Here is a 25,380-nt window from a genome sequence, read left to right on the forward strand (position 1 = left end):
GTCAAAGTGAACTCAAATTCATCAGCTTTCAACTCACGTCCTGTCAACTTCTTAGTCACTTCAAGAGCTGCTTTTGCTTTTGAAGTTCCATAGCTGTTATTGAATTCTTTGTCCGCTGGGTAAGTCACATTCGCATGAAGTTTTCCTTCGCCGTCATCTGTAACTTCTACTGTGACTTTAACTTCAAGATTATCGTAAGTCACACCATCAACAGTCTTACCAGCGTTTGTTTCAACAATGGTATAGTTGTATGTACCAGCTTTAGTATATTCGATTGGAGCGAATGTTACTTTACCGTCAGCAGTGTTCTTCACTTTTTGAAGTTCTGAACCATCTGCATCATTCTTCAAGACAAACTCAAATTCATCAGCTTTCAACTCACGGCCAGTCAACTTCTTAGTCACTTCAAGAGAAGCTGAAGTTTTTTCAGCAGCGTAAGTGTTTTCGAAAGTCTTATCATCACTTTCGTAAGACACAGCTGCAGCCAATTTCCCTTCAGAGTCTGCTGTTACAGTGACTGTAACGCCAACAGGGTTAGCATCATAAGTAACACCTTTTTCTGTTTTATTGGCTTTTTTCTCAACGATGTGATAGTTGTATGTACCAGCCTTGTCAAATGTCAATTCAGCAAACTTAATGTTTCCGTCTTGATCGTTTGTCACTGTTTCAACAACTTTATTTGTCTTATCATCAAACAAGTCAAATTCAAACTCGCCAGCTTTCATCGCACGACCAGTCAATTTTTTAATTGCTTGGATCTGAGCTTTTGTGTTGTTGCGTTTGTTTGTGACTGTTTTGATAACACCTTCTTGACCAACAGTTACTTTGATTGGAGTAGAATCCAATTGGTAACCTTTAGGAGCTTCAACTTCAGTGATGGTGAATTCACCCTTTTTAACGTCTTCATCAGTGTAGATTTTAGACTGGGCAACACCACTAGCGTCTGTTGTTACTATTTCTTCTTTAGCTGTAATTGCACCTTCTGGAGGAGTGATTTTAAATTTAGCTCCTGCAAGACGGTCAAGTGATTTTTCATCTACTTTATACAGCGTAATACGGTAACCAGTTTTCAGTTGGATAGTACCACCTGATGTAACTGTTGAGTTACCAATAACTTTTGTAATAGTTTCAGTACGATCATCGCTCACTGGAAGAACTTTATCATCAGCTGTGATTTCAGCATTGTTTTGAACTTTTGTTCCGTCAGCTGGCGCTGTTGTGTTATAGACGATACGGAATGCTGCTGCTTTACCGTTTGTAGCACGGATAGCTTTAGCATTATTAAAGGTAATAGTGAACTCAGTGTAAGAATCATTCCACTTGATTTCGTAGTCTTTACCTGCTTCAAGAGTTACATCGTCAACTAAAGCGTATACCTTGTTGTAGTAACCAGCTGTAACCACGATTGATTCAGGGATGATTTGCATTGGAGAGTAGTCTTTGTCAACCCAGTCGCGAACTACAATCTTGTTGTACTCAGCTTGTTTAGGGTTTACACGAAGATTCCACTTGTGAACATAATCTCCTGATTTTCCAAGGAGAGCTGATTCCCATTTTTCTTTATTGATAGTACCATTAACTTTGCTAATGTTTGTTTTACCAATACCCTTAGAATAGTCCTGTTCTCCACCTTTTTTGAACTTCATCTTAAAATTGACATCATCTTTTGTTTCTGTCTTATCAAGTTGAATTGATTCTTCTTCTGTTTCTTTCTTAGAGCTGAAAGCTACGTAGAAGGTACCTGAAACACCACGAACTTCTGTACCACCTTTTTTCTTAAGGTACTCAGCAAGGTTTTTCAAAGTAATAGTAACTTTACCACCTTGGTTGTCACCATTAGAAACAACTGTTGCATCACCTACAGCAGTATCAGTCTCTTTATCTTTGAGTTCAAAGGTTTCAGCACGAACAGATAATGGAGCTGGAATAGTGAATGTAAAGGTATCACCATCCTTCAGTTTTCCATCATAAGCGCTCAAATCAAAATCAGCAGCAAACTTATAGTTTTCGTAAGATTGATTTTGTGGTGATAGGTTGTAAACTCCTTTAGCATCTGGTGTCACAAACTTACCATTATCAGTCTCCCAAATTCCTACTTTGGTAATGACATTTTTAAGTTCTTGTGCTTGAACTGTATTTGTCAAAGCAGCAGAACCCAATAAAACGAGTAGTGGCGTTAAAATATAGAGCCACAATTTCTTAAATTTCATGACTTTCCTTTCTAAATGATTGAAATTGATTGAATAGTGCATCTTCTTCTCCCAGTAGGCAACACCCCTTTCAATCGCATGATTTGTTACACGATAACATACTTGTAACACTTGCTTTGGAAAATGAGTACACTATTATAGTATTTTGAAATATTTATTCAATTCAATCTTTAGCAGGAGTATCATTACTCTTGGTCAGATGGAAATATAGCAAAATATTATCCATGACTATTATACTACATATCATTGAATATTTTTATTAAACCCTTGCAATTCACCTTGTTATTTATTTATACGATGTCAACTTTTTTGATATATTATTTCATGATACCATATAAAAAGTGACTATCCTAATAATTGTCTGAAAATACTGATATAATAGGAGTTTGCAAATAGTACTAGCTCCCCGTAATAATCTGTTATTTATAATGAATCTATGATATAATAGTCTTATAAAGGCTTTCGAATAATCATCTATTCAGTTTATTTATGCTAAAGGAAAACTTGGGGTAATACTAAATCTAGTATTTTTAATATTTATAGATAGGAAGGTAAAGCTATGGCAAATAAAACTAGAGAGTTAATCTTAGGTGCTTTTATCACTCTTGCAAGGAGAAACCCTCAGCGGACTTCTTTTACCATGACTGAGATTGCTGCAGAAGCTGGTATTTCCCGCCAAGCGATTTATCAAAAGCACTTTAATAACTTCGAAGATATTATCGATTATATCCACAAGGAGACTGATCAACAGATCTTTAATAATTTTAACAACTACTGTCCTGAACGAGATGGCAATCCCATCACTTTCTTAGCAGACCACATTCTCCCTCTCATCTATGAAAAGCGAGAAGTCGTCGGTACCTTGTACAATTCTCAAGCCACCACTTGTTGGAGGGAGTTTCTACGTGAAAAATATTCTCAGTGGGTACTAAAAAATGTTAACTACCAGCTGAAATATAATTTTAGTGAAGAGGACATGGCCTATATCATTACGGCCATGGCGATTTCATTCATTGAAGTGTGGATTCGTAAGGATAATCCAACACCACCCGAAGAATTTAGAGAGACTTTTATTCAATTGGCTAAGACTTCTCTCTGTGACTATATTGTGTCATAAAAAAAGAATCTTGAGTCCCACTCAAGATTCTTTTTATTGTCCACCTTTAAAGGCATCAACCATTATCTGAAATTCTTCATTTGTAAGAGTAATTCCCTTGCCCATTTTAGTATGATCCGGACTCCAAGCGCGAATGTCAAACTTTGCAGGGGCTCCATTAAAGCTGACGCGGTTGATTTCCTTGGTCCATCCTTTTTCATTTTCGGACAAGGTCAGTAAGTGTTCTTCGATTTCAAATGTAAATTCTGCCATTTTGTTCTCCTTTTTAGTTTTCATTAGATTATTCGAAAAATCTTGTAGTTTTTAAAAAAATTTTATATAATGTGGATATGTAAGAAGGGAGGATTCTATGAGACAGGCATTCCAACTAGTTCTAGATAAACTACATGGTTTTCTCAATGGGAATGATGATCATCCTCAAATCGAGGATAACTCCCTCACTGCTATGATTGAACAAGCCATCCATAAAAAGACGGCTGTTCATGTCATACTTGCCGAGACAAGTTTTACGGGTGATATTGTCAAACACGATGCTAATCGCCAACAAATTATCATCAAAAATTTTTCAAAAAACGTGACCCGAATCATTCGTATCAGTGATATTAAACGACTTCGTTTTGTTCCCTCAACTGTACAAAAAGCTCAGAAAAGTCTATTTAAGAAAGAGTGAGATGTTCTTTTCATCCCACTCTTTTTCTTAACGGATTTGTTCAAAATGAAGGTGAACTGCGATATGGTCGCCATAACCACTTCTCTCCAAATCGCGTTGCAAACGATAAGAGATATAGTGTTCTGCGATGGTAATGTAGCCAGCTCCAAGTAAGCGGTGCTCTACCATTGATTGGATCATGCTGATAGTAGCACGTTCTACTTTTGCTTCTTCCAAGTCCAAAACGACTTTCTTAGTAACTTGCGCTAGGTTTTGACGTAGGTCATCAGTCAAAACATAAACTGTTTTAGCTGCTTTTAGGACAGCTTGGTAAATTTTATCTGGATCAAATTCAGCAATTTCTCCATTACGTTTGATTACTTGCATAAGGTTCTCCTTTATTCTTTTTTTTCTTTGATTTCAGCCAGCATCTTTTCTTCCTCGGCTGTCAGTTGATAGTTTTCTAATAAGTCCGGTCTGCGCTGGTAGGTTTTCTTTAGACTTTCGTAAAGTCGCCACTGGCGAATCTTCTCATGATGTCCACTCATGAGCACATCTGGCACGACCATGCCTCGATAGTCATAAGGGCGTGTATACTGAGGATATTCAAGAAGGCCAGAAGAAAAACTATCATCTTGGTGGCTAGATTCCTTGCCAATCACTTCTGGAATCAGGCGAACAGTCGCATCAATCATAGTCATGGCCGCCAATTCTCCTCCAGTTAAGACATAGTCTCCTAGGGAAATTTCATCGGTTACTAAGGTCTTGATGCGCTCGTCATACCCTTCATAGTGGCCGCAGATAAAGATTAGCTCTTCCTCTTGAGCCAAATCTTCAGCATAAGCCTGGTCAAACTGCTTTCCAGCTGGGTCTAGGAGAATGACGCGCGGATTTTTCTTTTCAATAGCATCAAAAGCATCAAAAATGGGTTGGGCACGGAGCAACATCCCCTGACCGCCTCCGTAGGGCTCATCGTCAACATGACGAGCCTTTTCAGCGTATTCTCTGAAGTTATGATACTGGATATCCAAGAGCCCTTTTTCACGAGCCTTCCCAACTATAGAGTGCTCCAGCGGAGAAAACATCTCAGGAAAGAGGGTTAAAATATCAATCTTCATCGTCTAACCCTTCTAAGATGTCCACATCAACCCGCTTGTTTGGAATATCAACATTGAGAACTACTGGCGGAATGTAAGGTAGAAGCAAATCACGCTTATCTTTTCGTTTGACTACCCAGACATCGTTGGCACCTGGTTGCAGAATTTCCTTGATAGTTCCTATCAAGTTATCTCCCTCGTAAACATCCAAACCGATAATCTCGTGATAATAGAATTCACCATCATCTAAATCGTTCAAATCTTCCTCAGCGACCTTGAGACTGTAACCTTTGTACTTTTCTATCGCATTGATATGGTACATATCTTTGAATTTGATAATGTCAAAATTCTTATACTTACGGTGGCTAGCAATGGTCACTGTTTGAACAAACCGGTCTTTTTCATCAAATAAAGCCAGCTCTGCTCCTTTTTTAAAACGTTCCTCGGCAAAATCCGTCACAGACAAGACTCGCATCTCACCCTGCAATCCCTGCGTATTGACGATTTTCCCAACATTAAAGTAGTTCATCTTGTCTCCTGTACTCTCCTTCTTTCCATCTTATTCTGACAATTCTCGAATGATAGCTGCAATCTTTTCTGATTCTGACCATTGTAAATAATGGTGATTCCCTCCTAAAATGAGTTTAGAATGTGAAGTCCAATATTCTGATTCTCTGTACTCTTTTTCTCTATAAGCCTGACAGAAAATAAATACAGGGATACAATCTGCTATTGATACATCCTCAAAATCTTCCTCAGTAATCTCTCCAGATATCTGAAATCCTGGATTTTGCTTTTCCAACTCTAAGCCTTTTTCTTGAATTATTTCCCAGATTACTTTATTCATTTCAGAGCTAAATGTTGCTTGAGTTAAATTCTTCAAATAAAGTTCAGGACCATACTCGTCAATCAACCTCATCTGCTCTTCCATTTCTGGATAAGGAGTTTCTGAAAAATCAGCAAACATGACTTTTTTAGTTGTCGGTTCAATCGCTACTAAAGCCTGACACTTAATTGGTTTGTTGAGCAATTTGCAAGCTAAAATTCCACTCAAACTATGAACACAAAGTATATATTCAGAAATCGCCAATTCTTCAAGTACTTCATAAACTGCATCTACAAGATTATCCAGCTTTTTTCCAGCTTGGTCATGAATCGGACTCCTACCTGTGTTTGGAAAATCAATTGTCAAATAACCAATTGTAGGAGGAAGTTTTTCAAGTATAAGTGAATAATTCTCATAACTTGGTATCAAATCTGCTCCATTTAGACAAACTAGCACTTTCTTTTGCTTTTGATAAGTAACAGAGAGACTGCCAATTTTTGTAGTTACTTCAATCCTCTTCATAAAGAAATCCACTCATTCTATAACAATGATTTATTAAAAATCCTTATCCTTTATTTTATCACGTTCCAGGGATTTTCACAAGTTGAAGAACAGTGACTGCAATCAGCTTTGAGCATCTAAAAACTTTTCTAAATCACGTTCATGTTGGTACTTAATGGCTGCTTTTTTATCTTTCTCAAAGATGGCTTTGGTTAGGTCTATGTCATTAATAGCTGCAATTGCGACGGTGTAATGAATGATATCAGCTAGTTCTCTGGCTAGTTCCTCGTTTGAGTCCTGAACGCCCTCTTTTCGACCGGAGCGCCCATTCAAGACCTCGGCTACTTCTCCGACTTCCTCCACTAACTTGATAAAGAGGCCTTCCTCAGTTCGAGACTGCTGGTAATGTTCGAGTAAGTAGGCTTGTAATTGTCTAAACGTTAAATCTTTCATTTTCTCCTCCTCACAAAAAAGCGAGACATCCGTCCCGCTTTTTTTATTTTTCATCGATAACGATTCTTACTTTTTTGTCTTCAGTTGGGACAGAGTAGACAATCGTTCTTATCGCTGAGATAGTGCGACCCTTACGACCGATAACACGACCGACATCGCTTTGGTCAAGATCCAAGTGATACTCCAAAAACTCTGGTGTGTCTTCAATCTTAATAGTTAAGGCATCAGGTTGTGAAATCAAAGGTTTCACAATCGCAATAATGAGATTTTCAATCGTATCCATCTGTCAACCTACTTTAAACTTATTTTGAGAATTTAGAATCGTGGAATTTTTTCAATACGCCTTCTTTTGAAAGGATGTTACGTACTGTATCTGAAGGTTGAGCTCCATCAGCCAACCATGCAAGAACGCGGTCTTCTTTCAAAGTTACTTGGTTTTCAGCAACAAGTGGGTTGTAAGTACCAACTGTTTCGATGAAACGTCCGTCACGTGGTGAACGTGAGTCTGCTACGTTGATACGGTAGAAAGGTTTTTTCTTAGAACCCATACGAGTCAAACGGATTTTAACTGCCATTTTTTAATGTCTCTTTTCTTATTTTTTATTTCGGTGAAATAGCTGAGCTATTTAGCACATGTTCTATTATAGCAGATTTCTGAAAGGTGTCAAGAAAAAAACTTGACAGAGTTTTGATTTTTTCAGATTCGCCCCAAAAAACTTAAATAAATTGATTTTAAATTAAAAAAACTTATAAACGCTTGATTTGACTTGCAAAAAAGAGTAAAATAGAATCAGAAAGCAGGTGAATTTATGTACCAAGCACAACGATTAGAAGAAATCATAACACTTTTAGAAGAGAGAGGAAGTCTTTCAGCAAAAGAAATGGTTGACTATTTCCAAGTATCCAAAGATACCGTCCGCAGAGATTTTTCTATTCTTGCAAAGGAAAATAGAGCACAAAGAACTCACGGAGGATTGCTATCAATAAAGAAACAGCCTATACTAGGCTTTAAAGACAGGAGAGAACAATCTTCCAAAGAAAAAGAGAAAATCGCCTCTCTAGCAAAGGAACTCATTTCTAATGGAGACCTACTATTCTTTGATGTTTCAACAACTGTACTAGAATTAGCTAAAATACTTGAGAAAGAAGTTAGTATTTTCAGTCATTCATTAGATAATGCGCTTATTCTAGGAGGAAAAGAAAATGTCGATTTTCACATTCTAGGCGGAAAGTTTCATAAAAAGAATCGTTTCTATTACTCTCTAGAAGAATCGGACATTTTAAACTCTATTAAGTTTGATTTAGCTTTTTTTGGAGCTGCAAGTCTTTCAGATGGTCAAGTTAGTTTTGAAGACCAAGAAGATGTTCTAATGAAAAAGAGAGCATTTAAAACAAGCAAAACTCGTGTCTTACTGGCTGAAACCAGTAAAGTAAGTAAACACTCTCACTTTATTCTGTCTGAACTAGCTGATTTTGATTATTGGATTACAGACAAAGAACCCGATATAGAAATTCAGCGATCTTTAGATGGCAAAACAACTATTCTATTTTAAAAGGGAGGAAGCTATGAGAAATATTAAATTGATTATAAGCGATATTGACGGAACAATTTTAGACAAAAATCACCAGATAGACTCTTATTTGCCTGAACTGATGCCAATTTTAAAACAAAAAGAAATCCCTTTTGTCTTAGCTTCTGCTCGCTCTCCTCTCGGTATTGCTCCAATTTCTAGAAAACTAGGAATTTCCGACTTTCCAATTGCATGCTATAATGGTGCCCTAATCAGTAAGGGGGATGAGGTTCTAAGTCAGCATTCTATTGATAAAAAAGAATTGGCATTTCTTCATGATTTTTTAAAAAGAGAATTTCCGACAGTTTCTATCAATGTTTATTCTGGACAAGATTGGTTTGTTAATACTTTAGATAAATGGGTACAAATCGAAGCTAACATTACTGGAGAAAGTCCAAAAGTTACATCTATAACAGATTTTATAAGAGAGGAACATACTCTTGTTCATAAACTATTATTAATTGATAAAGCAGACACTATACAGAAACTACAAAACATCTTATCCATTATGGATTTCCCTCAAACCGACTTTTATCTCTCCAAGGATAACTATCTTGAAGTCACACATAATCAAGTGTCTAAAAAACAGGCTCTGTTAGAATTGGCTAACTATTATCAAATTCCTCTCAAGGAGATTATGACCTTGGGTGACAATTATAATGATATTCCCATGATTGAAACCGCAGGTCTCGGTATTGCAATGGGAAATGCTCCTACAGATGTCAAAGACTGTGCAAATGCAGTAACATACTCTAATGAACAAAATGGAGTAAGTCAAGCTATAAAATTACATGTATTAGCAAAATAACCTCATTTTAAAATTTGAAATCACCTCCCTTTTAGGGTACAATGGTAGAAATGAATTTTTGAGAGGTTAACAATGAAAAAACTAGCAACCCTTCTTTTACTATCAACTATAGCCCTTGCTGGATGTACTAGTATCCAACGTGGTCTCCGTGGTGATGACTATGTCGACTCTAGTCTTGCAGCAGAAGAAAGCTCAAAAGCAGCTGCTCAGGCTGCCAAAGATTTGAATGACGCACTAACTAATGAAAATGCCAACTTCCCTCAACTTTCTAAAGAAGTTGCCGAAGATGAAGCCGAGGTCATTTTACATACAAATCAAGGCGATATCCGCATCAAACTCTTTCCAAAACTAGCACCTCTTGCGGTTGAAAACTTCCTTACTCACGCTAAGGAAGGCTATTATAACGGCATCACCTTCCACCGTGTCATTGATGGCTTTATGGTCCAAACTGGAGATCCTAAGGGAGATGGTACAGGCGGCCAATCTATCTGGCATGATAAGGATAAAACAAAGGACAAGGGAACTGGTTTCAAAAATGAAATCTCTCCTTACCTATACAATATCCGAGGAGCCCTTGCTATGGCTAATACTGGTCAACCAAACACCAACGGTAGCCAGTTCTTCATCAACCAAAACTCAACAGATATTTCTGCTAAACTCCCTACCAGCAAGTATCCAAAGAAAATCATCGAAGCCTATAAAGAAGGTGGAAATCCAAGTCTAGACGGCAAACACCCTGTCTTTGGTCAAGTCATCGATGGCATGGACGTTGTTGACAAGATTGCCAAAGCTGAAAAAGATGAGAAAGACAAACCAACGTCTGCTATCACCATTGATAGTATCGAAGTGGTGAAAGACTACGACTTCAGCAAAAAATAAGCCATCAACAGATAAGGAGACGATGATATGATTCTATTTTGGGGTTCTAAAGGTTATCAGAAAGATTTGGGACATACGCAAACTGCAATCGAATGTGGTCACTGCAACAATACAGACACTTGGGAAATTGTAGAAACTGGACGCAAGTTCACACTCTACTGGATTCCACTCTTCCCATATGGAAAATCTTACTATGTTTCTTGTCCTGTATGCAAATATGGGCATGAAATTGAAAAATCTGAAATTGAAAGCTATTTAAATTACTAGTTAAAAAGACCAAGTCTAATGACTTGGCCTTTTTTAGTGCTTTTAAGTTAGCTTATTAAAGTCCCAGATTTGGTCCATCCAACCTTCATAAAAGTCTGGTTCGTGGCAGACCATAAGGATAGATCCCTTGTATTCTTTGAGAGCCCGTTTGAGTTCATCCTTGGCATCCACATCCAAGTGGTTGGTCGGCTCGTCCAGTACTAAAACGTTGTTTTCACGGTTCATCAAGAGACAGAAACGCACCTTGGCTTGTTCCCCACCTGACAAGACCTGAATCTGACTTTCGATATGTTTAGTTGTCAAGCCACAACGAGCAAGGGCTGCACGAACTTCTGCTTGGTTAAGTGCAGGAAAGGCATTCCATACAGCCTCAAGAGGAGTTTGGCGATTCCCACCTTCTACTTCCTGTTCAAAGTAACCAAGTTCAAGGTAGTCGCCACGTTCAACTTCTCCAGCAATGGGTGGAATAATTCCCAAGAGAGACTTCAAGAGGGTTGTTTTCCCAATACCATTGGCTCCGATAATAGCAACCTTTTGATTGCGTTCAAAGGTGAGATTTAAAGGCTTGGTGAGTGGACGGTCATAACCAATCTGTAAGTCCTTGGTTTGGAAGATAAAGCGCCCAGGTGTACGAGCTGGTTTGAAATCAAAGGATGGTTTTGGCTTCTCGCTTTGAAGTTCGATGATGTCCATCTTGTCCAGTTTCTTTTGACGGGACATGGCCATATTACGTGTTGCGACACGCGCTTTGTTTCGAGCGACAAAGTCCTTGAGGTCCGCAATCTCTTTCTGCTGACGTTCATAGGCCGCTTCCAACTGAGATTTCTTCATGGCATAGACTTCTTGGAACTGGTAGTAGTCACCAGAGTAACGCGTCAACTGTTGATTTTCCACATGGTAGACGATATTGATTACGTCGTTGAGGAAAGGAATATCGTGCGAAATAAGGACAAAGGCATTCTCATAGTTTTGGAGATAACGCTTGAGCCAGTCAATGTGTTCAGCATCCAAGTAGTTGGTTGGCTCGTCAAGCAACAAGATATCTGGTTTTTCAAGGAGAAGTTTAGCCAGAAGGATCTTGGTTCTTTGTCCACCTGATAAGGCTGTTACATCTGTATCCATGCCAAAGTCCATCACACCGAGGGCACGCGCTACTTCATCAATCTTGGCATCTAAAGTATAAAAATCACGACTCTCCAAACGGTCTTGGAGTTCTCCAACTTCTTCCATCAGCGTATCGATATCTGCTCCTTCTTCTGCCATTTCCATGTAGAGGTCATTGATACGTGCTTCTGCTTTGAAAAGCTCATCAAAGGCCGTACGGAGCACATCACGAACGGTTTGGCCTTCTTTTAGAACAGCATGCTGGTCCAGATAGCCAGCAGTCACATATTTGGACCACTCCACCTTCCCTTCATCTGGTAACATCTTACCAGTCACGATACTCATAAAGGTTGATTTCCCTTCACCATTGGCACCAACTAGACCGATATGCTCTCCCTTGAGGAGACGGAAGGACACATCTTCAAAAATTGCACGGTCACCAAAACCGTGACTCAAATTTTTAACTTCTAAAATACTCATTCTAATTCCTTATCTTGTTTTTATGCAGTCCTTTATAGAGGACCCAAGCCAGATAGCCACCCAGGGTATTGGTCCACAAATCATCAATCTCAAAGACGCGATTAAAATCAAAGAAAAAGTCTAAGATCAGCTGCGTACACTCGATTCCTAGACTCAGTAGAAAACTGAGAAGGATGATTTTTTTCGTTTGCCGCAAGTTTGGATAGAGATAGATCAGTTGAAAGACCAGAGGGAAGAGCAAGAAGACATTCAAGATGTTCTGCAAAAAGATCCAAATGACTTGTCCCAAACTGGTCACTTCACCCAGATTCCAAAGGGAGTTTAAGGGAGTTAAAAGAAAAACCAGGCGTCCAAAAGTTTGAATACCTGGAGTTTCCACTCCTGTAGGAAGTTGAGGTTGGGGAGTAAAACAAAAACAAATAATGCATAGGCCGTAAACAGCCACTCCCAATCTTAAGATTAATTCTCTTTTTTTAGTCATTTTATGGATTTACCGCTGCGACTGCCTTCTGGCGATCACGTTTCATTGTATTCGAGCGTAATTGTCCACAAGCTGCATCAATATCTGTACCATGCTCTTGACGGACAACACAGTTGACCCCTTTTTTCTTGAGGGTATCGTAGAAGGCCATCACGCGCTCTTTAGGACTACGGCTATATTGGTCATGTTCACTAACTGGATTATAAGGAATCAAGTTTACATAAGACAATTTCTTGATGTTCTTGAGCAATTCAGCCAATTCCAAGGCTTGTTCAACACCATCGTTGACTTCATTGAGCATGATGTATTCAAAGGTCACACGGCGATTGGTTGTTTCGATATAGTACTCAATAGCTGCAAAGAGCTTTTCAATCGGAAAAGCACGATTGATCTTCATGATGCTTGAGCGCAATTCATTATTGGGTGCGTGAAGAGAAACAGCCAGATTAACCTGTACGCCTTCATTAGCAAAGTCACGAATTTTATGGGCCAAACCTGAGGTTGAAACAGTGATGTGACGAGCACCGATAGCCATCCCTTTGTCATCATTGATGGTACGAACAAAATTCAAAACATTGTTGTAGTTATCAAATGGTTCACCAATTCCCATGACAACAATATGGCTGACACGCTCGTCCTGACCACGCTCATCAAAGTATTTCTGAACCAACATGATCTGCGCTACAATTTCACCGTTATTGAGGTCGCGTTGTTTCTTGATCAAGCCTGATGCACAGAAGGTACAACCAATATTACAGCCGACCTGAGTGGTCACACAGACTGACAAACCGTAGTGTTGACGCATGAGTACTGTCTCAATCAACATGCCATCTGGCAACTCGAAAAGATACTTAACAGTACCGTCAGCTGACTCTTGTACAATCCGTTGTTTCAATGGATTGACCACAAACTGGTCATTGAGCTTGGCAATCAAATCCTTGGAAAGGTTGGTCATTTCTTCAAATGACTGGACACGTTTACGGTAAAGCCATTCCCAGATTTGGTCTGCTCGGAATTTCTTTTCTCCTTGTTCTAATACCCATTCTTGCATGGTTTGACGTGTTAAACTATAAATAGACGGTTTCATCTCTTCTCCTTATTCTCTAGCTATTTCTGACGAATGACAAAATGGCGCCGTCCCTTGTCCTCTTTCTGAGACTTTTGGTCCTTATGACGACGTCTATTTCGCTTATCCGTATTTGGTTTTCTCTTGTTTTGCGAAGGTTTCTTGCTTCTTCTAGAAAGGTTTTCCTCTTCCTTTTTACGCATTTTCTTGTCAAATGAAGCCCGCTTCGGTGCTTGATTTTCTAGGACAAAATAGGCACAACCATAACTACAGTACTCCAAAAGATAGTCCTGTAAGCGGCTAATCTTTTCATTTTTTTCCTCTGTTCGGTCGTCTTTGTAAAAGCCACGTAGGCGAAGCTGTTCATTGCTCCAGTCCCCCACGACATAATCAAATTTGGTCAACACTTCTGAAAAGCGCTGATTAAAGACGGTCACATCGAAAGCCTCCTTGATATTTTCAACCAAGGTAAAAGCAATCCCTTCAGTCTCAACCTTATCCCCATTTACCTGAAATTCTGGGCCAGGAAACTTGTTATAATTGTATAATTCAGGTGCAATTTCTTTACGCATAGTCTTCCTTTTCCATGATTACTTAACACTCTATTTTACCATATTTTCTACAAGTTGGCACGAATATCCTGAAAATGAAAAAAGTCTGACGATTCTGTCAGACTTCTGCTTTATAACCTTAAAAAGAGAAGAACAATTCTTCCCTCCATATTTTATTATTTAGCTGCTGCGTAAAGCTCGTCTACCTTGTTCCAGTTAATGACTGAGAAGAAAGCTTTGATATAGTCAGGACGCACGTTGCGGTATTTCACGTAGTAAGCATGTTCCCAAACGTCCAAGCCCAAGATTGGTTTTTTGCCTTCTGAGATTGGTGTGTCTTGGTTGGCTGTTGAAGTCACTTCAAGCTTCCCTTCTTTGTTGACAACCAACCATGCCCAGCCAGAACCGAAGCGTGTTGTAGCTGCTGCTGTAAAGGCTGCTTGGAACTCTTCAAATGAACCAAATGTTGCATCGATTGCTCCTGCAAGTTCTGCTGAAGGAGCAGTCTTTTCAGGAGTCATCAATTCCCAGAAAAGAGCGTGGTTCAAGTGTCCACCACCGTTGTTGATAAGCGCTTGGCGGATATCAGCTGGGATAGATTCTACATCAGCAAGCAAAGCTTCAAGGTCTTCACCGATTTCAGGGTGTTTTTCAAGAGCAGCATTGGCATTGTTGACGTAGGTTTGATGGTGCTTGTCATGGTGCAAGTGCATTGTTTCAGCATCGATGTATGGTTCCAAGGCGTCATACGCGTATGGAAGGTCTGGTAAGATAATAGCCATCTGTAATACCTCTTTTTCTTTCTATAAGAAAATGATAACGCAATCATCCTCTTTTTTCAAGTTTTTTGCTCAATACGCTTGGCTAGATATCTGTAACAGCGCTCTCTCAAAAAGGTAGCCCTTTTCATAGACCCCTGTTTTAATCTGATAGTCTGCTTCAATTAAATAAGAAATTGCTTGTTTAAGAAAGGCCAAGGAAATCCCTCTCGAATCTCTTAATGCGAACTTGATTTGATAAGGATTAGGATTGCGCCCCAAGTAAGTTCCCAGACTGCTTGCAATCTGTGATTCCGTCTGACCAGCTTCTGATAAAATCTTCACCTGGATAAAGGTTCGAAACTGTCCTAACATGACCGCTATGAGCTTGATCTCATCCTCCCCTTGCAAGGTCAAGTCTCTAACCAAGTCACGGGCCTGGTCAATCTTTTTGCCCAAGATAAACTGAGTCAAATCAAAAATGTTGTCCTGCAAGGTCTTTGGTATAGCTTCGACAATGTCCTTCTCCTCTATCACGCCGTCTGACTTATAAGACTGTAAAAAAAGGAGGTTTTTCTGGATTTCACTAAATTGAAAACCAGACTTGAAAAGTAGATTTTCAAAGGATTGCCCCACAAACTGCAGACCTTGTGTCTGACCCCATTTTTGGAAATACTGGCGCAGTTCTTGCTCCTTAGCCTCAATAGCATCAAAGACAGTCGCATCTCGTTTGAACAATTTGACCAGCCGTCTTTTGCTATCCAACTTTCCTTCTGCAAAAATCAACAACTTGGTTGTTGGCGAAGGGTTATCAAGGTATGCCTCAAACGACTTGAGCTCATCATCTGTTAAAAAACGTTTCTTGGCTGTTGTAATATCGACAAAATGGTCTAATATCACGATTTTCTCATCCGCAAAGAAAGGGAGACTGACCAACTCCAACTCTAAGTCTTTATAGGCTACTTCTTTCATATCAAAGTAAGCAAAATTGAGATCAGCTGGATCATAACCAATCTGCTTCAACACTTGACTCTTCATAACTTCAAACTGGCCCTGATCTGTCCCTGTAAATAGGTTCAAGCTAGATAGATTTGATAAAGTCAACTTCTGACTGTCTTCAATGGCTAGCATCTTCTCTCCTTTCTTCTGATTTTTTATTAAACTTAATCAATATAGCGCAATTTCCCACGGAAATCTTCTAGGCTCTCGTACCCTTTTTCCGCCATAATAGCTTTCAGTTCATTGGTAATGCGTTCAAAAGCACCAACGCCTTCCTTGTGGAGCGTCGTTCCTACTTGCACCATACTAGCACCGCAGAGGATATGTTCAAAGGCATCACGACCCGTTAGAACACCACCCGTTCCGATGATTTGGATTTGCGGATTTAAGCGTTGATAGAAAGCATGGACATTAGCGAGAGCAGTCGGTTTGATATACTCTCCACCAATCCCACCAAAACCATTTTTAGGACGAATAACGACAGACTCGTCTTCTATATAAAGGCCGTTTCCGATAGAGTTCACACAGTTAACAAACTTGAGTGGATATTTGTTAAAAATAGCTGCCGCTTGATCAAAGTGAACAATATCAAAATAAGGTGGTAATTTGATCCCAAGAGGTTTGGTAAAGTAGGCAAATACCTCTGACAAAATCCGGTCTGTTGTCTCAAAATCATAGGCAATTTGAGGTTTTCCTGGAACGTTTGGACAAGAGAGATTGAGCTCTGTCAGTCCTTTGAATTCACTCTCTTGTACTTTTTTCAAGATGGTATGTGTTTCTTCTGGAGACATGCCAACTAGAGATAGGAAGAAAGTACGGTTTGGCTCTTTTTCCTGCAAATCCAAAAGATAGTCCAGATAATAGTCTAAGCCATTATTTGGCAAGCCCATAGAGTTGATAGAACCAAGTGGAACATCCTGGTAACGTGGCTCAGGATTGCCCTGACGAAAGTCCAAGGTCGCAGTCTTTGTGACAAATGTTCCTGCTGCTGAGTTTTTGACCCCTTCTAGTTCCTCTATCGTCATACAAGCCACACCCGCTGCATTCATCAAGCAATTGTCAAACGCAAAGCCAGCTATTTGTGTTTTCGTTGATACCATGATTCTGATCCTCCAGATTCCTTTTATTTCTAATATTATACCATACTTTAAGATTTTCTCTTTGAGAAAGTTATTTCTAGAGAAAACGTTCGTTTTTTGATAATGCTCTTAGTATTGACTGAATGTAAATTGAAAGAATTTTTAGAAAATTTTCGTTTTTTTCTTTACAGTGAAAAAAATTTCTGCTATAATGGCTCATGTAATAAAATATGACAACAAAAGGAGAACGATATGACATCTGCTAAAGACTATATCCAAAGCGTGTTTGCAACTGTGAAAGCTCGTAACGGGCATGAGGCTGAATTTCTCCAGGCGGTTGAAGAATTCTTCAGCACTTTGGAACCTGTATTTGAAAAACATCCTGAGTATATCGAAGAAAACATCTTGGCACGTATCACTGAGCCTGAGCGCGTGATTTCTTTCCGTGTTCCTTGGGTTGACCGTGATGGAAAAGTCCAAGTGAACCGTGGTTACCGTGTTCAATTCAACTCAGCTGTTGGACCATATAAAGGCGGACTTCGTTTCCACCCAACTGTAAACCAAGGGATCTTGAAATTCCTTGGATTTGAACAAATCTTTAAAAACGTCTTGACTGGACTTCCAATCGGTGGAGGTAAAGGGGGAGCAGACTTCGATCCTAAAGGAAAGACTGATGCTGAAGTGATGCGCTTCTGCCAAAGCTTTATGACAGAATTGCAAAAATACATCGGACCATCTCTTGACGTCCCAGCTGGCGATATCGGTGTTGGAGGACGTGAAATTGGTTACCTTTACGGACAATACAAACGTCTTAACCAATTTGATGCGGGTGTCTTGACTGGTAAACCTCTTGGATTCGGTGGCAGCTTGATTCGTCCAGAAGCAACTGGTTACGGTTTGGTTTACTATACTGAAGAAATGCTCAAAGCTAATGGTAACAGTTTTGCTGGTAAGAAAGTGGTTATTTCAGGTTCTGGTAACGTAGCCCAATACGCTCTTCAAAAAGCGACTGAACTTGGTGCAACTGTTATCTCTGTATCTGACTCAAATGGTTATGTCATTGATGAAAATGGTATCGACTTCGACCTTCTAGCAGATGTGAAGAATAACCGTCGTGCACGTTTGACTGAATACGCTGCTGAAAAAGCCACTGCTACTTACCATGAAGGTTCTGTATGGACTTACGCTGGAAACTACGATATCGCTCTTCCATGTGCGACTCAAAATGAAATCAACGGTGAAGCTGCTAAACGTTTGGTTGCTCAAGGTGTTATCTGCGTATCAGAAGGTGCTAACATGCCTAGTGACCTTGATGCGATTAAAGTCTACAAAGAAAACGGAATCCTTTACGGACCTGCCAAAGCTGCCAACGCTGGTGGTGTAGCTGTATCAGCGCTTGAAATGAGCCAAAACAGCCTTCGCCTTTCATGGACCCGTGAAGAAGTTGATGGACGTCTCAAAGACATCATGACAAACATCTTTAACACAGCTAAAACAACCGCTGAAACATACGGTCTTGGTACTGATTACCTTGCAGGAGCTAACATTGCTGCCTTTGAAAATGTAGCAAACGCTATGATTGCCCAAGGTATTGTTTAAAATTCATTTGCTCAATCCTCAATCGTTATGATTGGGGATTTTTATGTTGGCTTCAAAAAAGCTCACCATTTAAAATAGTAAGCTTAAAATCAAGATTTATTTTACCTCTACTAATGTAAAAGACAGGCATTCAACTATTTCATTTACTGCTTCATCTATGTCTAGGTCCTCATTATTATTCAACATCATTGGAAGAGCATAAGAAAGACTCAAAGCTAAAATATAGCGAACAATTCTTTCATTTGACCAATCTCGGATAACACCATTTTCTTTAAACTGATTCAGAACTGGACTAATTGGCTTAATGATAGAGTGAATAATAACATTCCCTAACTGGTCAGAAATAGTTTTATCAATAAAAGAACGACTTAAGAGAATTTTAACTTGCATTTGATTCTTCTGAATGAAAACTAGTCTATCTCGAACAATGCTTCTCAAAAATAGTGGAAAAGACTCTTGGTTTGCTGTAAATTTCTTCTCAGAAAAATCAGCAATTACATCTGGAATGACTTGTTCGAGAAAAGTTGACAGAATAGCTTCTAAGATGCCTTCCTTAGTTTTAAAGTAACTAAAAACAGTCCCTTCTGAAACTCCAGCCTCCTTAGAAATAAGGCTTGCTGTTGTATTCTCGAAACCAATTTCTGAAAATAACTTTAGACTTGATAATAACACTTGACGTTGTTTTAAACTCAAATTGCTATTTTCTAATGTCTGAGCATACTTTTGTTCTAAACTTTCCATCACTAGCACCTCCCTACTACCCTCTTACTTTTACGACTTTCTTACCTCGAGTGTGTCCCGACTTCAGACTACGATATGCCTGTCTAACAGACTTTAGAGAAAAATCATAAACCTGATCAATATTCAGCCGAACCCTCCCATCTGAGACCATTTCCGCTAGAACTCTAAAATCATCATATGTGGAATGTCTCGGACCCGTGAACTGAGCTCCTCTTATCATAACATATGGTGAAGGTACTAGCGTTCCAATAGCCGTGCCCTTCAATCCCAAACTGAAAGCCAATTTAACATAATCACTTCCATAGCAATCCAAGAATTTTGTAATTGGCTTTGGACTTGCTGATAGAAGAGCATTCTGGATGTTCTCTTCGTAAGCTACTGGTATGGCACCTAAGGACTTCAGGTATTCTGAATTTTTCTTACTTGCAATTCCGATAACCGTTGCACCCTTAGCAACTGCATACTGTACTGCGATACTTCCAATACCACCTGCTGCTGCTGAAATAACTACAACATCTTTAGAGTTTAGCTCAATCTTTCTAAAAGCACCTCCCACTGTTAGAGAGGCTACACCCATAGTAGCTGCATGGTTCATATCAATCATCTCTGGTTTCAATACAATTTCCGATTCATTGACACAAATTTCTGTTGCCAAAGCTCCCTTCTTGGTGCCTAATCCAGGGTCACTGATCATTGTTCCAAAAACCTTATCCCCTACTGCAAACCGACTTACTCCTTCACCAACTTCTGTGATAACTCCAGCAAAATCCCGACCAATACCTCTTGGAAAAAGAGATGATTTTGACTCAAACCAATGACTTGGCTTCCTTAGTTTCGTCATAAAAGATAGAAAACGAAGTGGCTTTGCACCCTCAAAAGTTTTATAATCAATAGGATTTAAACCAACTGCATAAACTTCTACCCTAACTTGATTCACTTTCAAAGAATCAGATTTAATGTTCACTAAATCTAACACTTCTTCATCACCGAAACGACTATATTGTATTGCTTGAACAACCATTGTATGAACTCCTTACACATCTAAAAAAAATTGAGTGAGCACTCAATCATTTTTTCTTGATTATACACTTATTCTTCATAGATTTCAACTATACCGTTTCCACAGCTTCTAACAAAAGCTGTTCATGATAAAAATAGATCTATTTTTCCTTATGAAAGATTATCAAACTATAACTCAAAGAAATCCGACTGCTTATAAAAGCAGCCGGATTTTTATATATCTAATTTTTCAAAAAATTTGCCTGTTGACTGCTTTTCTTTTAACTTCTCCAGCAGCTCATTTTCCAGAAAAGGACTTAGTTCGTCAAAATCTTGACAAACCTTAAAAACAGTCTCTCTATCTATATGGCCAAAAGTTAGTTCATAATAGTCCTTATGATGATGCCAGTTCTGGTCATAATTGATATCTTTCCGTTGATAGTAAACAATATTTTGCTTCGATGTCAGGTAAAGCTTCTGCGTCAGAATGCTTTTCTGATCTTTGGACAGCTTGCTCCGACTGAAAATTTTAACTCCTTGAAAAATCTTGCGCTCATGGATACCCTGATTTGTGACTTTTAATTCAACTCTTTTATAGTGCATATAGTTACCTCCAAAAATTACTTTCATTATATCAGACTCTGGCAGATTTTCAAGCAAAAGTGTCATTTCCAAAAATCTTTAGTCGCCTCTAGAATCTCTTCCGTTGATGTCACAGTAGCCTCAATAATGCTCTTGCCAGTCTTTTTCAGATAAGCTTGTATCAGATGATAACCATAAGTATAGCCCGCAGCATAAGGCATTCCAACTGGTATCTGACCCTGTATCTCAGCTATTTCATCACCGTAAAGATAAGGAGCCATTTCCGCCATCCCTGTTAGCTGAAGCTGACTTGAGATGATGGGCTTAATCTCTTCTAACTGCTCTGGACTGGTTGAAGTGACCCAAGATCCGATGAGATCTTTGCCATAAAGCTCAGCTGCAAAAGACTCTGCCAATCCTTCACTGACTACCCAGTCTGCTAGTGTCGTCTGCTGGTTCCATTTGATAAATTGGAAGCGGACATTATGATTGCACTCGTGGGCCAGAGCCGCTTGCACACGTGGCAAAGTATAGTCATTCGGTAGCAGACTAAGCATGAGATAACCTGGAATTCCACCATCTCCGCTATAACCCTTATTGAGCTGTAACATGGCCTTTTCAGGGTTGCCCAATAAAATAGTAAAATGGTAATCCTCAACCTCTAAATCATAGCCAGCTTGCTCAAAAAGACCAATACTCCTCTTGATGGTATCTTGACAATTTTGCCAGAGTTGATCAGAACTTAGAGCGTCGATAGCCGGTCTATCCTTTTCCGAGAGAGTTGCAGGCAACTGATTCATAAAGCCAAGTAGAAACAGAGCATCAAATCCTCCAGGATACTTCGCTTTTAAAGGAATGTGTTGAGTTTGGTATTTCGTTGCAAAAGGTGCTAATATTTTGGCTCGAAAGCAACCTTCTCTCTTTTCTAAGGGTAGCTCTAGCATCTCTTGATAAACTTTATCTGAACGAATCATATTGATTTTCATAGTAATCTCCTTTCTTATCTACTATTAGTATAATCCCTTACCCAAGGTCAGGGTCAAGAAGAAAATTGAATTTCTATCAAAATTCTAGTAACTTTTGGAAAAAATGACATACTAAATCTTTCGTATCAGACTATAATTTCAAGTAGGTTTACCCATTTTAAATCAAAACGATCGAGGTTTTTTTGAAGCTTCATCTTCTATCAAAACTTCTTCTTCCATAGCATTTTTTATTTTTTTGCCCAAAGATAATAACGTTTCTACATCAGAGGGTTTGCTTGTCCCCAGAGGATTCCAAGTAGAAGATGATAAACTTTCATATTCCTTAGACCGAACTCGAAATTTAATGTTATCCCCCTTGGTGTCTATGTCTACATTTAAGGCTCTCGCCCCCAGTTTAGGCTCCTTATTTTTTATCCTACAGAAAACAACTTCTCCTGATACAATCTCCTTTCCATCACACCAAATCCTAATATTTCTTCCAGATAATTCTACGACAAAATTCTTCACTAGACTACCTTGTATTTTTTTAATTAAAAGAAAACTAATACCAAAAAACACTAATACTATCGTATAAAGAAAAAGAGGTTGTGATTTAAAAAAATCATTCAGTTTTAAATAGAATATAGCCAACTGTATTCCCAATACAGGAAGCATGAGGAACATGGGAAAAAGGATACCAATTATTATATCTGATTTTGCTGTTGTCGCTGTAAATTCATATCTTTCCATCAATATCACCTTTATAACATTTCCTTTTTATAGGACATTAATCCCATACTAAGACGGATGCATCAGGGAGTTCAATCTCCCTTTCCCCTAGCAAAGATAAATTTTGAACTATTCTAAGGATATTGTACCACTATTTCTGCAAAAAATACCTTAGCAAACATAATCTCCTTCCACAGATACATCATCGCTTTATCGAGCGTTGGAGTTTGATTAACATGGTTCTCTAATCAAACTCCAGAACTTTATGATGAAAATCTTATGGAACAACTGGAGACACTTTATAAATTTTCTCTTTTCAATTATAAAGAAAAACCGCTACTCCTAAGAATAGCGGTTTAATCATATTTTTAAGCTACTAATGTAGTTGCTCTATTACTTAAGAGTAACTGAAGCTCCAGCTTCTTCCAATTTAGCTTTGATTTCTTCAGCTTCTGCAGTTGGAACGCCTTCTTTGATGACACCTGGTGCACCATCAACAAGTTCTTTAGCTTCTTTAAGTCCAAGACCAGTGATTTCACGTACAGCTTTGATAACGCCAACTTTTTTATCACCAGCAGCTGTCAATTCAACGTCAAATGAATCTTTAGCAGCACCAGCATCAGCAGCACCAGCTGCAGCTACAGCTACAGGAGCAGCTGCAGTTACACCAAATTCTTCTTCGATAGCTTTTACAAGGTCGTTCAATTCAAGGATTGAAGCTTCTTTAATTTCAGCAATAATGTTTTCAATGTTCAATGCCATTGTTATTTCCTCCAAATAAGTTTTAAATTTTATAATAGTTTTTCCGTAGCTATGCTACGCTGCGTAGCTTAAGATTAAGCTGCGTCTTCTTTGTTGTCTGCAACCGCTTTGACTGCAAGAGCAACGTTGCGCACTGGCGCTTGAAGTACAGAAAGGAGCATAGAAAGAAGTCCTTCGCGGTTTGGAAGAGTTGCAAGAGCAACGATTTCTTCTTTAGATGCGACAGCGCCTTCAATTGCACCACCTTTGATTTCAAGTGCTTCAGCGTTTTTAGCAAAGTCGTTCAAGATTTTCGCTGGTGCGATAACATCTTCATTAGAAAATGCTACAGCAGATGGTCCAACAAATACTGATGCAAGATCTTCAAGACCAGCTTTTTCAGCTGCACGACGCAAGATTGAGTTTTTAATAACTTTATACTCAACTTCGCTTCCACGAAGCTCACGACGAAGAACTGTATCTTGATCAACTGTCAAACCACGAGCGTCTACAACGACGATAGATGCAGCAGCTTTCATTTTTTCAGCTACTACGTCAACTAGTTCCGCTTTTTTAGCAATAATTGCTTCACTCATTAGTGTGTTCACCTCCGTAATTATTTTGCTTGGGGAATTTTTCCAAAAGAAAAACGCGCCCAAACCTAGACACGAAAGTACAATACGCTTCTTTTTACATGATACGTTTTGTCCTCGGTAGGATCTTTATGAGTCGAGCTCCCCTACTGTCTTAGGCAGTTTTTTCAAACCGTATATAAGTATAGCATATGCAAAAAAAGAATGCAAGATTTTTGCAAACTTTTTTTGAAATTTTTTTAAATCTCGACTGTCAAAACTTTGCCTTGCTTGACAACCTGTTCTCCAGCGATATAAACATCATCAACATCACTGGCTTTGACTGCATAAACTAGGTGAGAGAGCATATTTTCCTGAGGTTGGAGATGGATTTTCCCTTTTGGTTGAATAACGAGGAAATCTGCTTGCTTACCGACTTCTAGGCTTCCTATCTGATTTTCCATTCCAAGAACCTTAGCACCTTCTATCGTTAGAGCTTTGAGAGCTGTTTCGATAGGAAATTGGCTGGCATCTCCACTCTTCATTTTCTGAAGGAGGGCTGCTGTCCGTCCTTCCTCAAACATATCTAGATTGTTATTGGAAGCAACCGAGTCAGTCGCAATCCCCACTGCTACTCCTGCTTTTTGGAGTTGGATGATTGGAGCGATTCCTGAGGCCAGTTTTAGATTACTGATAGGATTGTGGGCGATAGCCACTTGGGAGGTTGCCAAACGTTCAATTTCTTGTTCGTTTAGTTCGACCCCATGAGCAAAAACAGACGGATAATCTAAGTAACCCAGTTCTTCTAGAAAGGCGAGGGGGCGTTTGCCATAACGTTTCAGGATAATTCCTGATTCCTCCTTGGTCTCCGCCACATGGATGTGGATGGGAATGTCCAGCTCTTTTGCCATATCTAAGCTCGCTTCCAGCAAGTTTCTACTACAACTGTAGGGAGAATGTGGAGCTACCATAACCTTGAAATTTGAATTTTCATATCCTAAGATTTCCTCTATGATGGACCGTGTTCTACTTATGGTCTCAGCAGTTGTTTCTGTCCCTGAAGAAAAGAGGGTCGGTGAGAAATAACAACTCATCTTAGATGCCTTAACTACCTGATAAATTCTCTCAATATCCACACCATTAGGATTATACATATCGTTGAAGGTTGTTGTCCCTGACTGGAGCATCTCTGTCAGAGCTTCTTTGACTGCCTTGGTAGTCATATCGGGAGTAAATCCTGCTTCTGCTGGCCAAATATAGTTATTGAGCCATTCATGGAGATTACTATCATCCCGGATCCCTCGCAAGCCTGTCATAGCAGAGTGGGTATGGCAATTGACCAAACCAGGCATAATCCAGCCTCCTTGATAGTCTATAATCTGCTCAGCTTGCTCTAAAATCTCTGGCTTTTCTTGACCGACATAGACAATTTGGGAATCCTTAACGGCTAAGACACCATCCAAATAAACATGGAAATCTTGATCACAAGTCACGATATTTACATGCTGATAGACTTTCATTGTTTTCTCCTTCTAAGACCCTGATTTTTCTAGCTA

The 25,380-nt window shown here is 39.1% G+C and carries 31 protein-coding genes and 1 other annotated feature; of the genes, 7 read left to right on the forward strand and 24 right to left on the reverse strand.

What is annotated here, in order from left to right; translation table 11 throughout:
- Positions 1 to 2,210 (reverse strand): Spy0128 family protein (locus HMPREF1516_RS06130; protein ID WP_033606065.1); only part of this gene is annotated, 2,210 nt, incomplete at its 3' end.
- A 559-nt stretch (positions 2,211 to 2,769) separates the two neighbouring features.
- Here HMPREF1516_RS06130 and HMPREF1516_RS06135 point away from each other — a divergent pair.
- Positions 2,770 to 3,327, forward strand: a complete 558-nt coding sequence (locus tag HMPREF1516_RS06135; RefSeq protein WP_002878417.1) for a TetR/AcrR family transcriptional regulator — start codon at positions 2,770 to 2,772, stop codon at positions 3,325 to 3,327.
- A 33-nt stretch (positions 3,328 to 3,360) separates the two neighbouring features.
- Here HMPREF1516_RS06135 and HMPREF1516_RS06140 read toward each other — a convergent pair whose 3' ends face one another.
- Positions 3,361 to 3,579 (reverse strand): YdbC family protein, encoded by a 219-nt coding sequence (locus HMPREF1516_RS06140; protein WP_000807426.1) that lies wholly within the window; start codon positions 3,577 to 3,579, stop codon positions 3,361 to 3,363.
- 97 nt (positions 3,580 to 3,676) lie between these two features.
- Here HMPREF1516_RS06140 and HMPREF1516_RS06145 point away from each other — a divergent pair, with 97 nt between their 5' ends.
- Positions 3,677 to 3,997 (forward strand): hypothetical protein, encoded by a 321-nt coding sequence (locus HMPREF1516_RS06145; protein WP_001248069.1) that lies wholly within the window; start codon positions 3,677 to 3,679, stop codon positions 3,995 to 3,997.
- Between the two features lie 27 nt (positions 3,998 to 4,024).
- Here the strand turns inward: HMPREF1516_RS06145 and HMPREF1516_RS06150 are convergent, their stop codons facing one another.
- The 7 genes from HMPREF1516_RS06150 to rpsP all read right to left on the reverse strand — a co-directional run bounded on the left by HMPREF1516_RS06150 (position 4,025) and on the right by rpsP (position 7,428).
- Positions 4,025 to 4,363, reverse strand: a complete 339-nt coding sequence (locus HMPREF1516_RS06150) for an ATP cone domain-containing protein (RefSeq protein ID WP_033606066.1) — start codon at positions 4,361 to 4,363, stop codon at positions 4,025 to 4,027.
- Positions 4,364 to 4,374: 11 nt separating this feature from the next.
- Positions 4,375 to 5,094, reverse strand: a complete 720-nt coding sequence (gene trmD, locus HMPREF1516_RS06155; protein ID WP_033606067.1) for a tRNA (guanosine(37)-N1)-methyltransferase TrmD — start codon at positions 5,092 to 5,094, stop codon at positions 4,375 to 4,377.
- Positions 5,084 to 5,602: a ribosome maturation factor RimM gene (gene rimM, locus HMPREF1516_RS06160; protein WP_033606068.1), complete on the reverse strand. Its 519-nt coding sequence runs from the start codon at positions 5,600 to 5,602 to the stop codon at positions 5,084 to 5,086. The genes trmD and rimM overlap by 11 nt, the downstream gene beginning before the upstream one ends.
- Positions 5,603 to 5,632: 30 nt before the next feature.
- Positions 5,633 to 6,421, reverse strand: coding sequence for an alpha/beta hydrolase (locus tag HMPREF1516_RS06165; protein ID WP_033606069.1), 789 nt, complete (start codon positions 6,419 to 6,421; stop codon positions 5,633 to 5,635).
- Between the two features lie 102 nt (positions 6,422 to 6,523).
- Positions 6,524 to 6,853: a MazG nucleotide pyrophosphohydrolase domain-containing protein gene (locus HMPREF1516_RS06170; RefSeq protein WP_033606114.1), complete on the reverse strand. Its 330-nt coding sequence runs from the start codon at positions 6,851 to 6,853 to the stop codon at positions 6,524 to 6,526.
- A 43-nt stretch (positions 6,854 to 6,896) separates the two neighbouring features.
- On the reverse strand, positions 6,897 to 7,136 hold the full coding sequence (kphA, locus tag HMPREF1516_RS06175) for an RNA-binding protein KphA (protein ID WP_000379617.1): 240 nt from the start codon (positions 7,134 to 7,136) through the stop codon (positions 6,897 to 6,899).
- A gap of 19 nt (positions 7,137 to 7,155) precedes the next feature.
- Positions 7,156 to 7,428: a 30S ribosomal protein S16 gene (gene rpsP, locus HMPREF1516_RS06180; protein ID WP_000268760.1), complete on the reverse strand. Its 273-nt coding sequence runs from the start codon at positions 7,426 to 7,428 to the stop codon at positions 7,156 to 7,158.
- 234 nt (positions 7,429 to 7,662) lie between these two features.
- On the opposite strand from rpsP, the gene HMPREF1516_RS06185 reads away from it, so the two are divergent.
- The 4 genes from HMPREF1516_RS06185 to HMPREF1516_RS06200 all read left to right on the forward strand — a co-directional run bounded on the left by HMPREF1516_RS06185 (position 7,663) and on the right by HMPREF1516_RS06200 (position 10,378).
- Positions 7,663 to 8,406 carry a DeoR/GlpR family DNA-binding transcription regulator gene (locus HMPREF1516_RS06185; protein WP_007522213.1) on the forward strand — a complete coding sequence of 248 codons (744 nt, stop codon included), beginning with the start codon at positions 7,663 to 7,665 and terminating at the stop codon, positions 8,404 to 8,406.
- Between the two features lie 13 nt (positions 8,407 to 8,419).
- The gene (locus HMPREF1516_RS06190; RefSeq protein ID WP_033606116.1) at positions 8,420 to 9,232 is read left to right on the forward strand and encodes a Cof-type HAD-IIB family hydrolase; all 813 of its coding nucleotides are present in this window, start codon (positions 8,420 to 8,422) and stop codon (positions 9,230 to 9,232) included.
- Positions 9,233 to 9,304: 72 nt separating this feature from the next.
- Positions 9,305 to 10,111: a peptidylprolyl isomerase gene (locus tag HMPREF1516_RS06195; RefSeq protein WP_033606071.1), complete on the forward strand. Its 807-nt coding sequence runs from the start codon at positions 9,305 to 9,307 to the stop codon at positions 10,109 to 10,111.
- Positions 10,112 to 10,138: 27 nt separating this feature from the next.
- Positions 10,139 to 10,378, forward strand: a complete 240-nt coding sequence (locus HMPREF1516_RS06200) for a zinc-ribbon domain-containing protein (RefSeq protein WP_084647652.1) — start codon at positions 10,139 to 10,141, stop codon at positions 10,376 to 10,378.
- Positions 10,379 to 10,420: 42 nt separating this feature from the next.
- On the opposite strand, the gene HMPREF1516_RS06205 is transcribed toward HMPREF1516_RS06200, so the two are convergent.
- From HMPREF1516_RS06205 to HMPREF1516_RS06235, 7 genes are all read right to left on the reverse strand, one after another.
- Complete coding sequence (locus tag HMPREF1516_RS06205; protein WP_033606072.1) at positions 10,421 to 11,962, reverse strand: ABC-F family ATP-binding cassette domain-containing protein; 1,542 nt, start codon at positions 11,960 to 11,962, stop codon at positions 10,421 to 10,423.
- 1 nt (position 11,963) lies between these two features.
- Positions 11,964 to 12,443 (reverse strand): VanZ family protein, encoded by a 480-nt coding sequence (locus HMPREF1516_RS06210; RefSeq protein WP_033606074.1) that lies wholly within the window; start codon positions 12,441 to 12,443, stop codon positions 11,964 to 11,966.
- Position 12,444: 1 nt separating this feature from the next.
- The gene (rlmN, locus tag HMPREF1516_RS06215) at positions 12,445 to 13,530 is read right to left on the reverse strand and encodes a 23S rRNA (adenine(2503)-C(2))-methyltransferase RlmN (RefSeq protein WP_000804762.1); all 1,086 of its coding nucleotides are present in this window, start codon (positions 13,528 to 13,530) and stop codon (positions 12,445 to 12,447) included.
- 20 nt (positions 13,531 to 13,550) lie between these two features.
- Entirely contained in the window at positions 13,551 to 14,081 is a 531-nt protein-coding gene (locus HMPREF1516_RS06220) for a YutD family protein (protein WP_033606077.1), read from the reverse strand.
- A gap of 155 nt (positions 14,082 to 14,236) precedes the next feature.
- Positions 14,237 to 14,842: a superoxide dismutase SodA gene (gene sodA / locus HMPREF1516_RS06225; protein WP_033606078.1), complete on the reverse strand. Its 606-nt coding sequence runs from the start codon at positions 14,840 to 14,842 to the stop codon at positions 14,237 to 14,239.
- Between the two features lie 69 nt (positions 14,843 to 14,911).
- Positions 14,912 to 15,949, reverse strand: coding sequence for a DNA polymerase III subunit delta (gene holA, locus HMPREF1516_RS06230; protein WP_033606079.1), 1,038 nt, complete (start codon positions 15,947 to 15,949; stop codon positions 14,912 to 14,914).
- A gap of 32 nt (positions 15,950 to 15,981) precedes the next feature.
- Complete coding sequence (locus HMPREF1516_RS06235; RefSeq protein WP_033606080.1) at positions 15,982 to 16,917, reverse strand: dihydroorotate oxidase; 936 nt, start codon at positions 16,915 to 16,917, stop codon at positions 15,982 to 15,984.
- A 231-nt stretch (positions 16,918 to 17,148) separates the two neighbouring features.
- Here HMPREF1516_RS06235 and gdhA point away from each other — a divergent pair, with 231 nt between their 5' ends.
- Positions 17,149 to 18,495, forward strand: coding sequence for an NADP-specific glutamate dehydrogenase (gdhA, locus tag HMPREF1516_RS06240; protein ID WP_000199511.1), 1,347 nt, complete (start codon positions 17,149 to 17,151; stop codon positions 18,493 to 18,495).
- Between the two features lie 96 nt (positions 18,496 to 18,591).
- Here the strand turns inward: gdhA and HMPREF1516_RS06245 are convergent, their stop codons facing one another.
- The 8 genes from HMPREF1516_RS06245 to HMPREF1516_RS06280 all read right to left on the reverse strand — a co-directional run bounded on the left by HMPREF1516_RS06245 (position 18,592) and on the right by HMPREF1516_RS06280 (position 25,344).
- Entirely contained in the window at positions 18,592 to 19,236 is a 645-nt protein-coding gene (locus HMPREF1516_RS06245; protein ID WP_000444593.1) for a TetR/AcrR family transcriptional regulator, read from the reverse strand.
- 16 nt (positions 19,237 to 19,252) lie between these two features.
- Positions 19,253 to 20,257: an NADP-dependent oxidoreductase gene (locus tag HMPREF1516_RS06250; protein WP_000261425.1), complete on the reverse strand. Its 1,005-nt coding sequence runs from the start codon at positions 20,255 to 20,257 to the stop codon at positions 19,253 to 19,255.
- Positions 20,258 to 20,469: 212 nt separating this feature from the next.
- Positions 20,470 to 20,838, reverse strand: a complete 369-nt coding sequence (locus HMPREF1516_RS06255; protein WP_002878245.1) for an EXLDI protein — start codon at positions 20,836 to 20,838, stop codon at positions 20,470 to 20,472.
- Between the two features lie 62 nt (positions 20,839 to 20,900).
- Complete coding sequence (locus HMPREF1516_RS06260; protein WP_000700627.1) at positions 20,901 to 21,803, reverse strand: DUF2268 domain-containing protein; 903 nt, start codon at positions 21,801 to 21,803, stop codon at positions 20,901 to 20,903.
- 162 nt (positions 21,804 to 21,965) lie between these two features.
- Positions 21,966 to 22,532: a hypothetical protein gene (locus HMPREF1516_RS06265; protein ID WP_033606081.1), complete on the reverse strand. Its 567-nt coding sequence runs from the start codon at positions 22,530 to 22,532 to the stop codon at positions 21,966 to 21,968.
- A 372-nt stretch (positions 22,533 to 22,904) separates the two neighbouring features.
- On the reverse strand, positions 22,905 to 23,273 hold the full coding sequence (rplL, locus tag HMPREF1516_RS06270; protein WP_001196962.1) for a 50S ribosomal protein L7/L12: 369 nt from the start codon (positions 23,271 to 23,273) through the stop codon (positions 22,905 to 22,907).
- 74 nt (positions 23,274 to 23,347) lie between these two features.
- Entirely contained in the window at positions 23,348 to 23,848 is a 501-nt protein-coding gene (gene rplJ, locus HMPREF1516_RS06275; protein WP_001287266.1) for a 50S ribosomal protein L10, read from the reverse strand.
- A 38-nt stretch (positions 23,849 to 23,886) separates the two neighbouring features.
- Positions 23,887 to 24,022: a sequence feature (ribosomal protein L10 leader region), on the reverse strand.
- Positions 24,023 to 24,084: 62 nt separating this feature from the next.
- A complete protein-coding gene (locus HMPREF1516_RS06280) occupies positions 24,085 to 25,344 on the reverse strand; it encodes a TRZ/ATZ family protein (RefSeq protein WP_033606083.1) in 1,260 nt (419 codons plus the stop codon).
- Positions 25,345 to 25,380: the final 36 nt, after the last annotated feature.

The sequence above is a fragment of the Streptococcus sp. CM6 genome, from assembly GCF_000526095.1.
In the GTDB taxonomy this organism is placed as follows: Bacteria; Bacillota; Bacilli; order Lactobacillales; family Streptococcaceae; genus Streptococcus; species Streptococcus oralis_BW.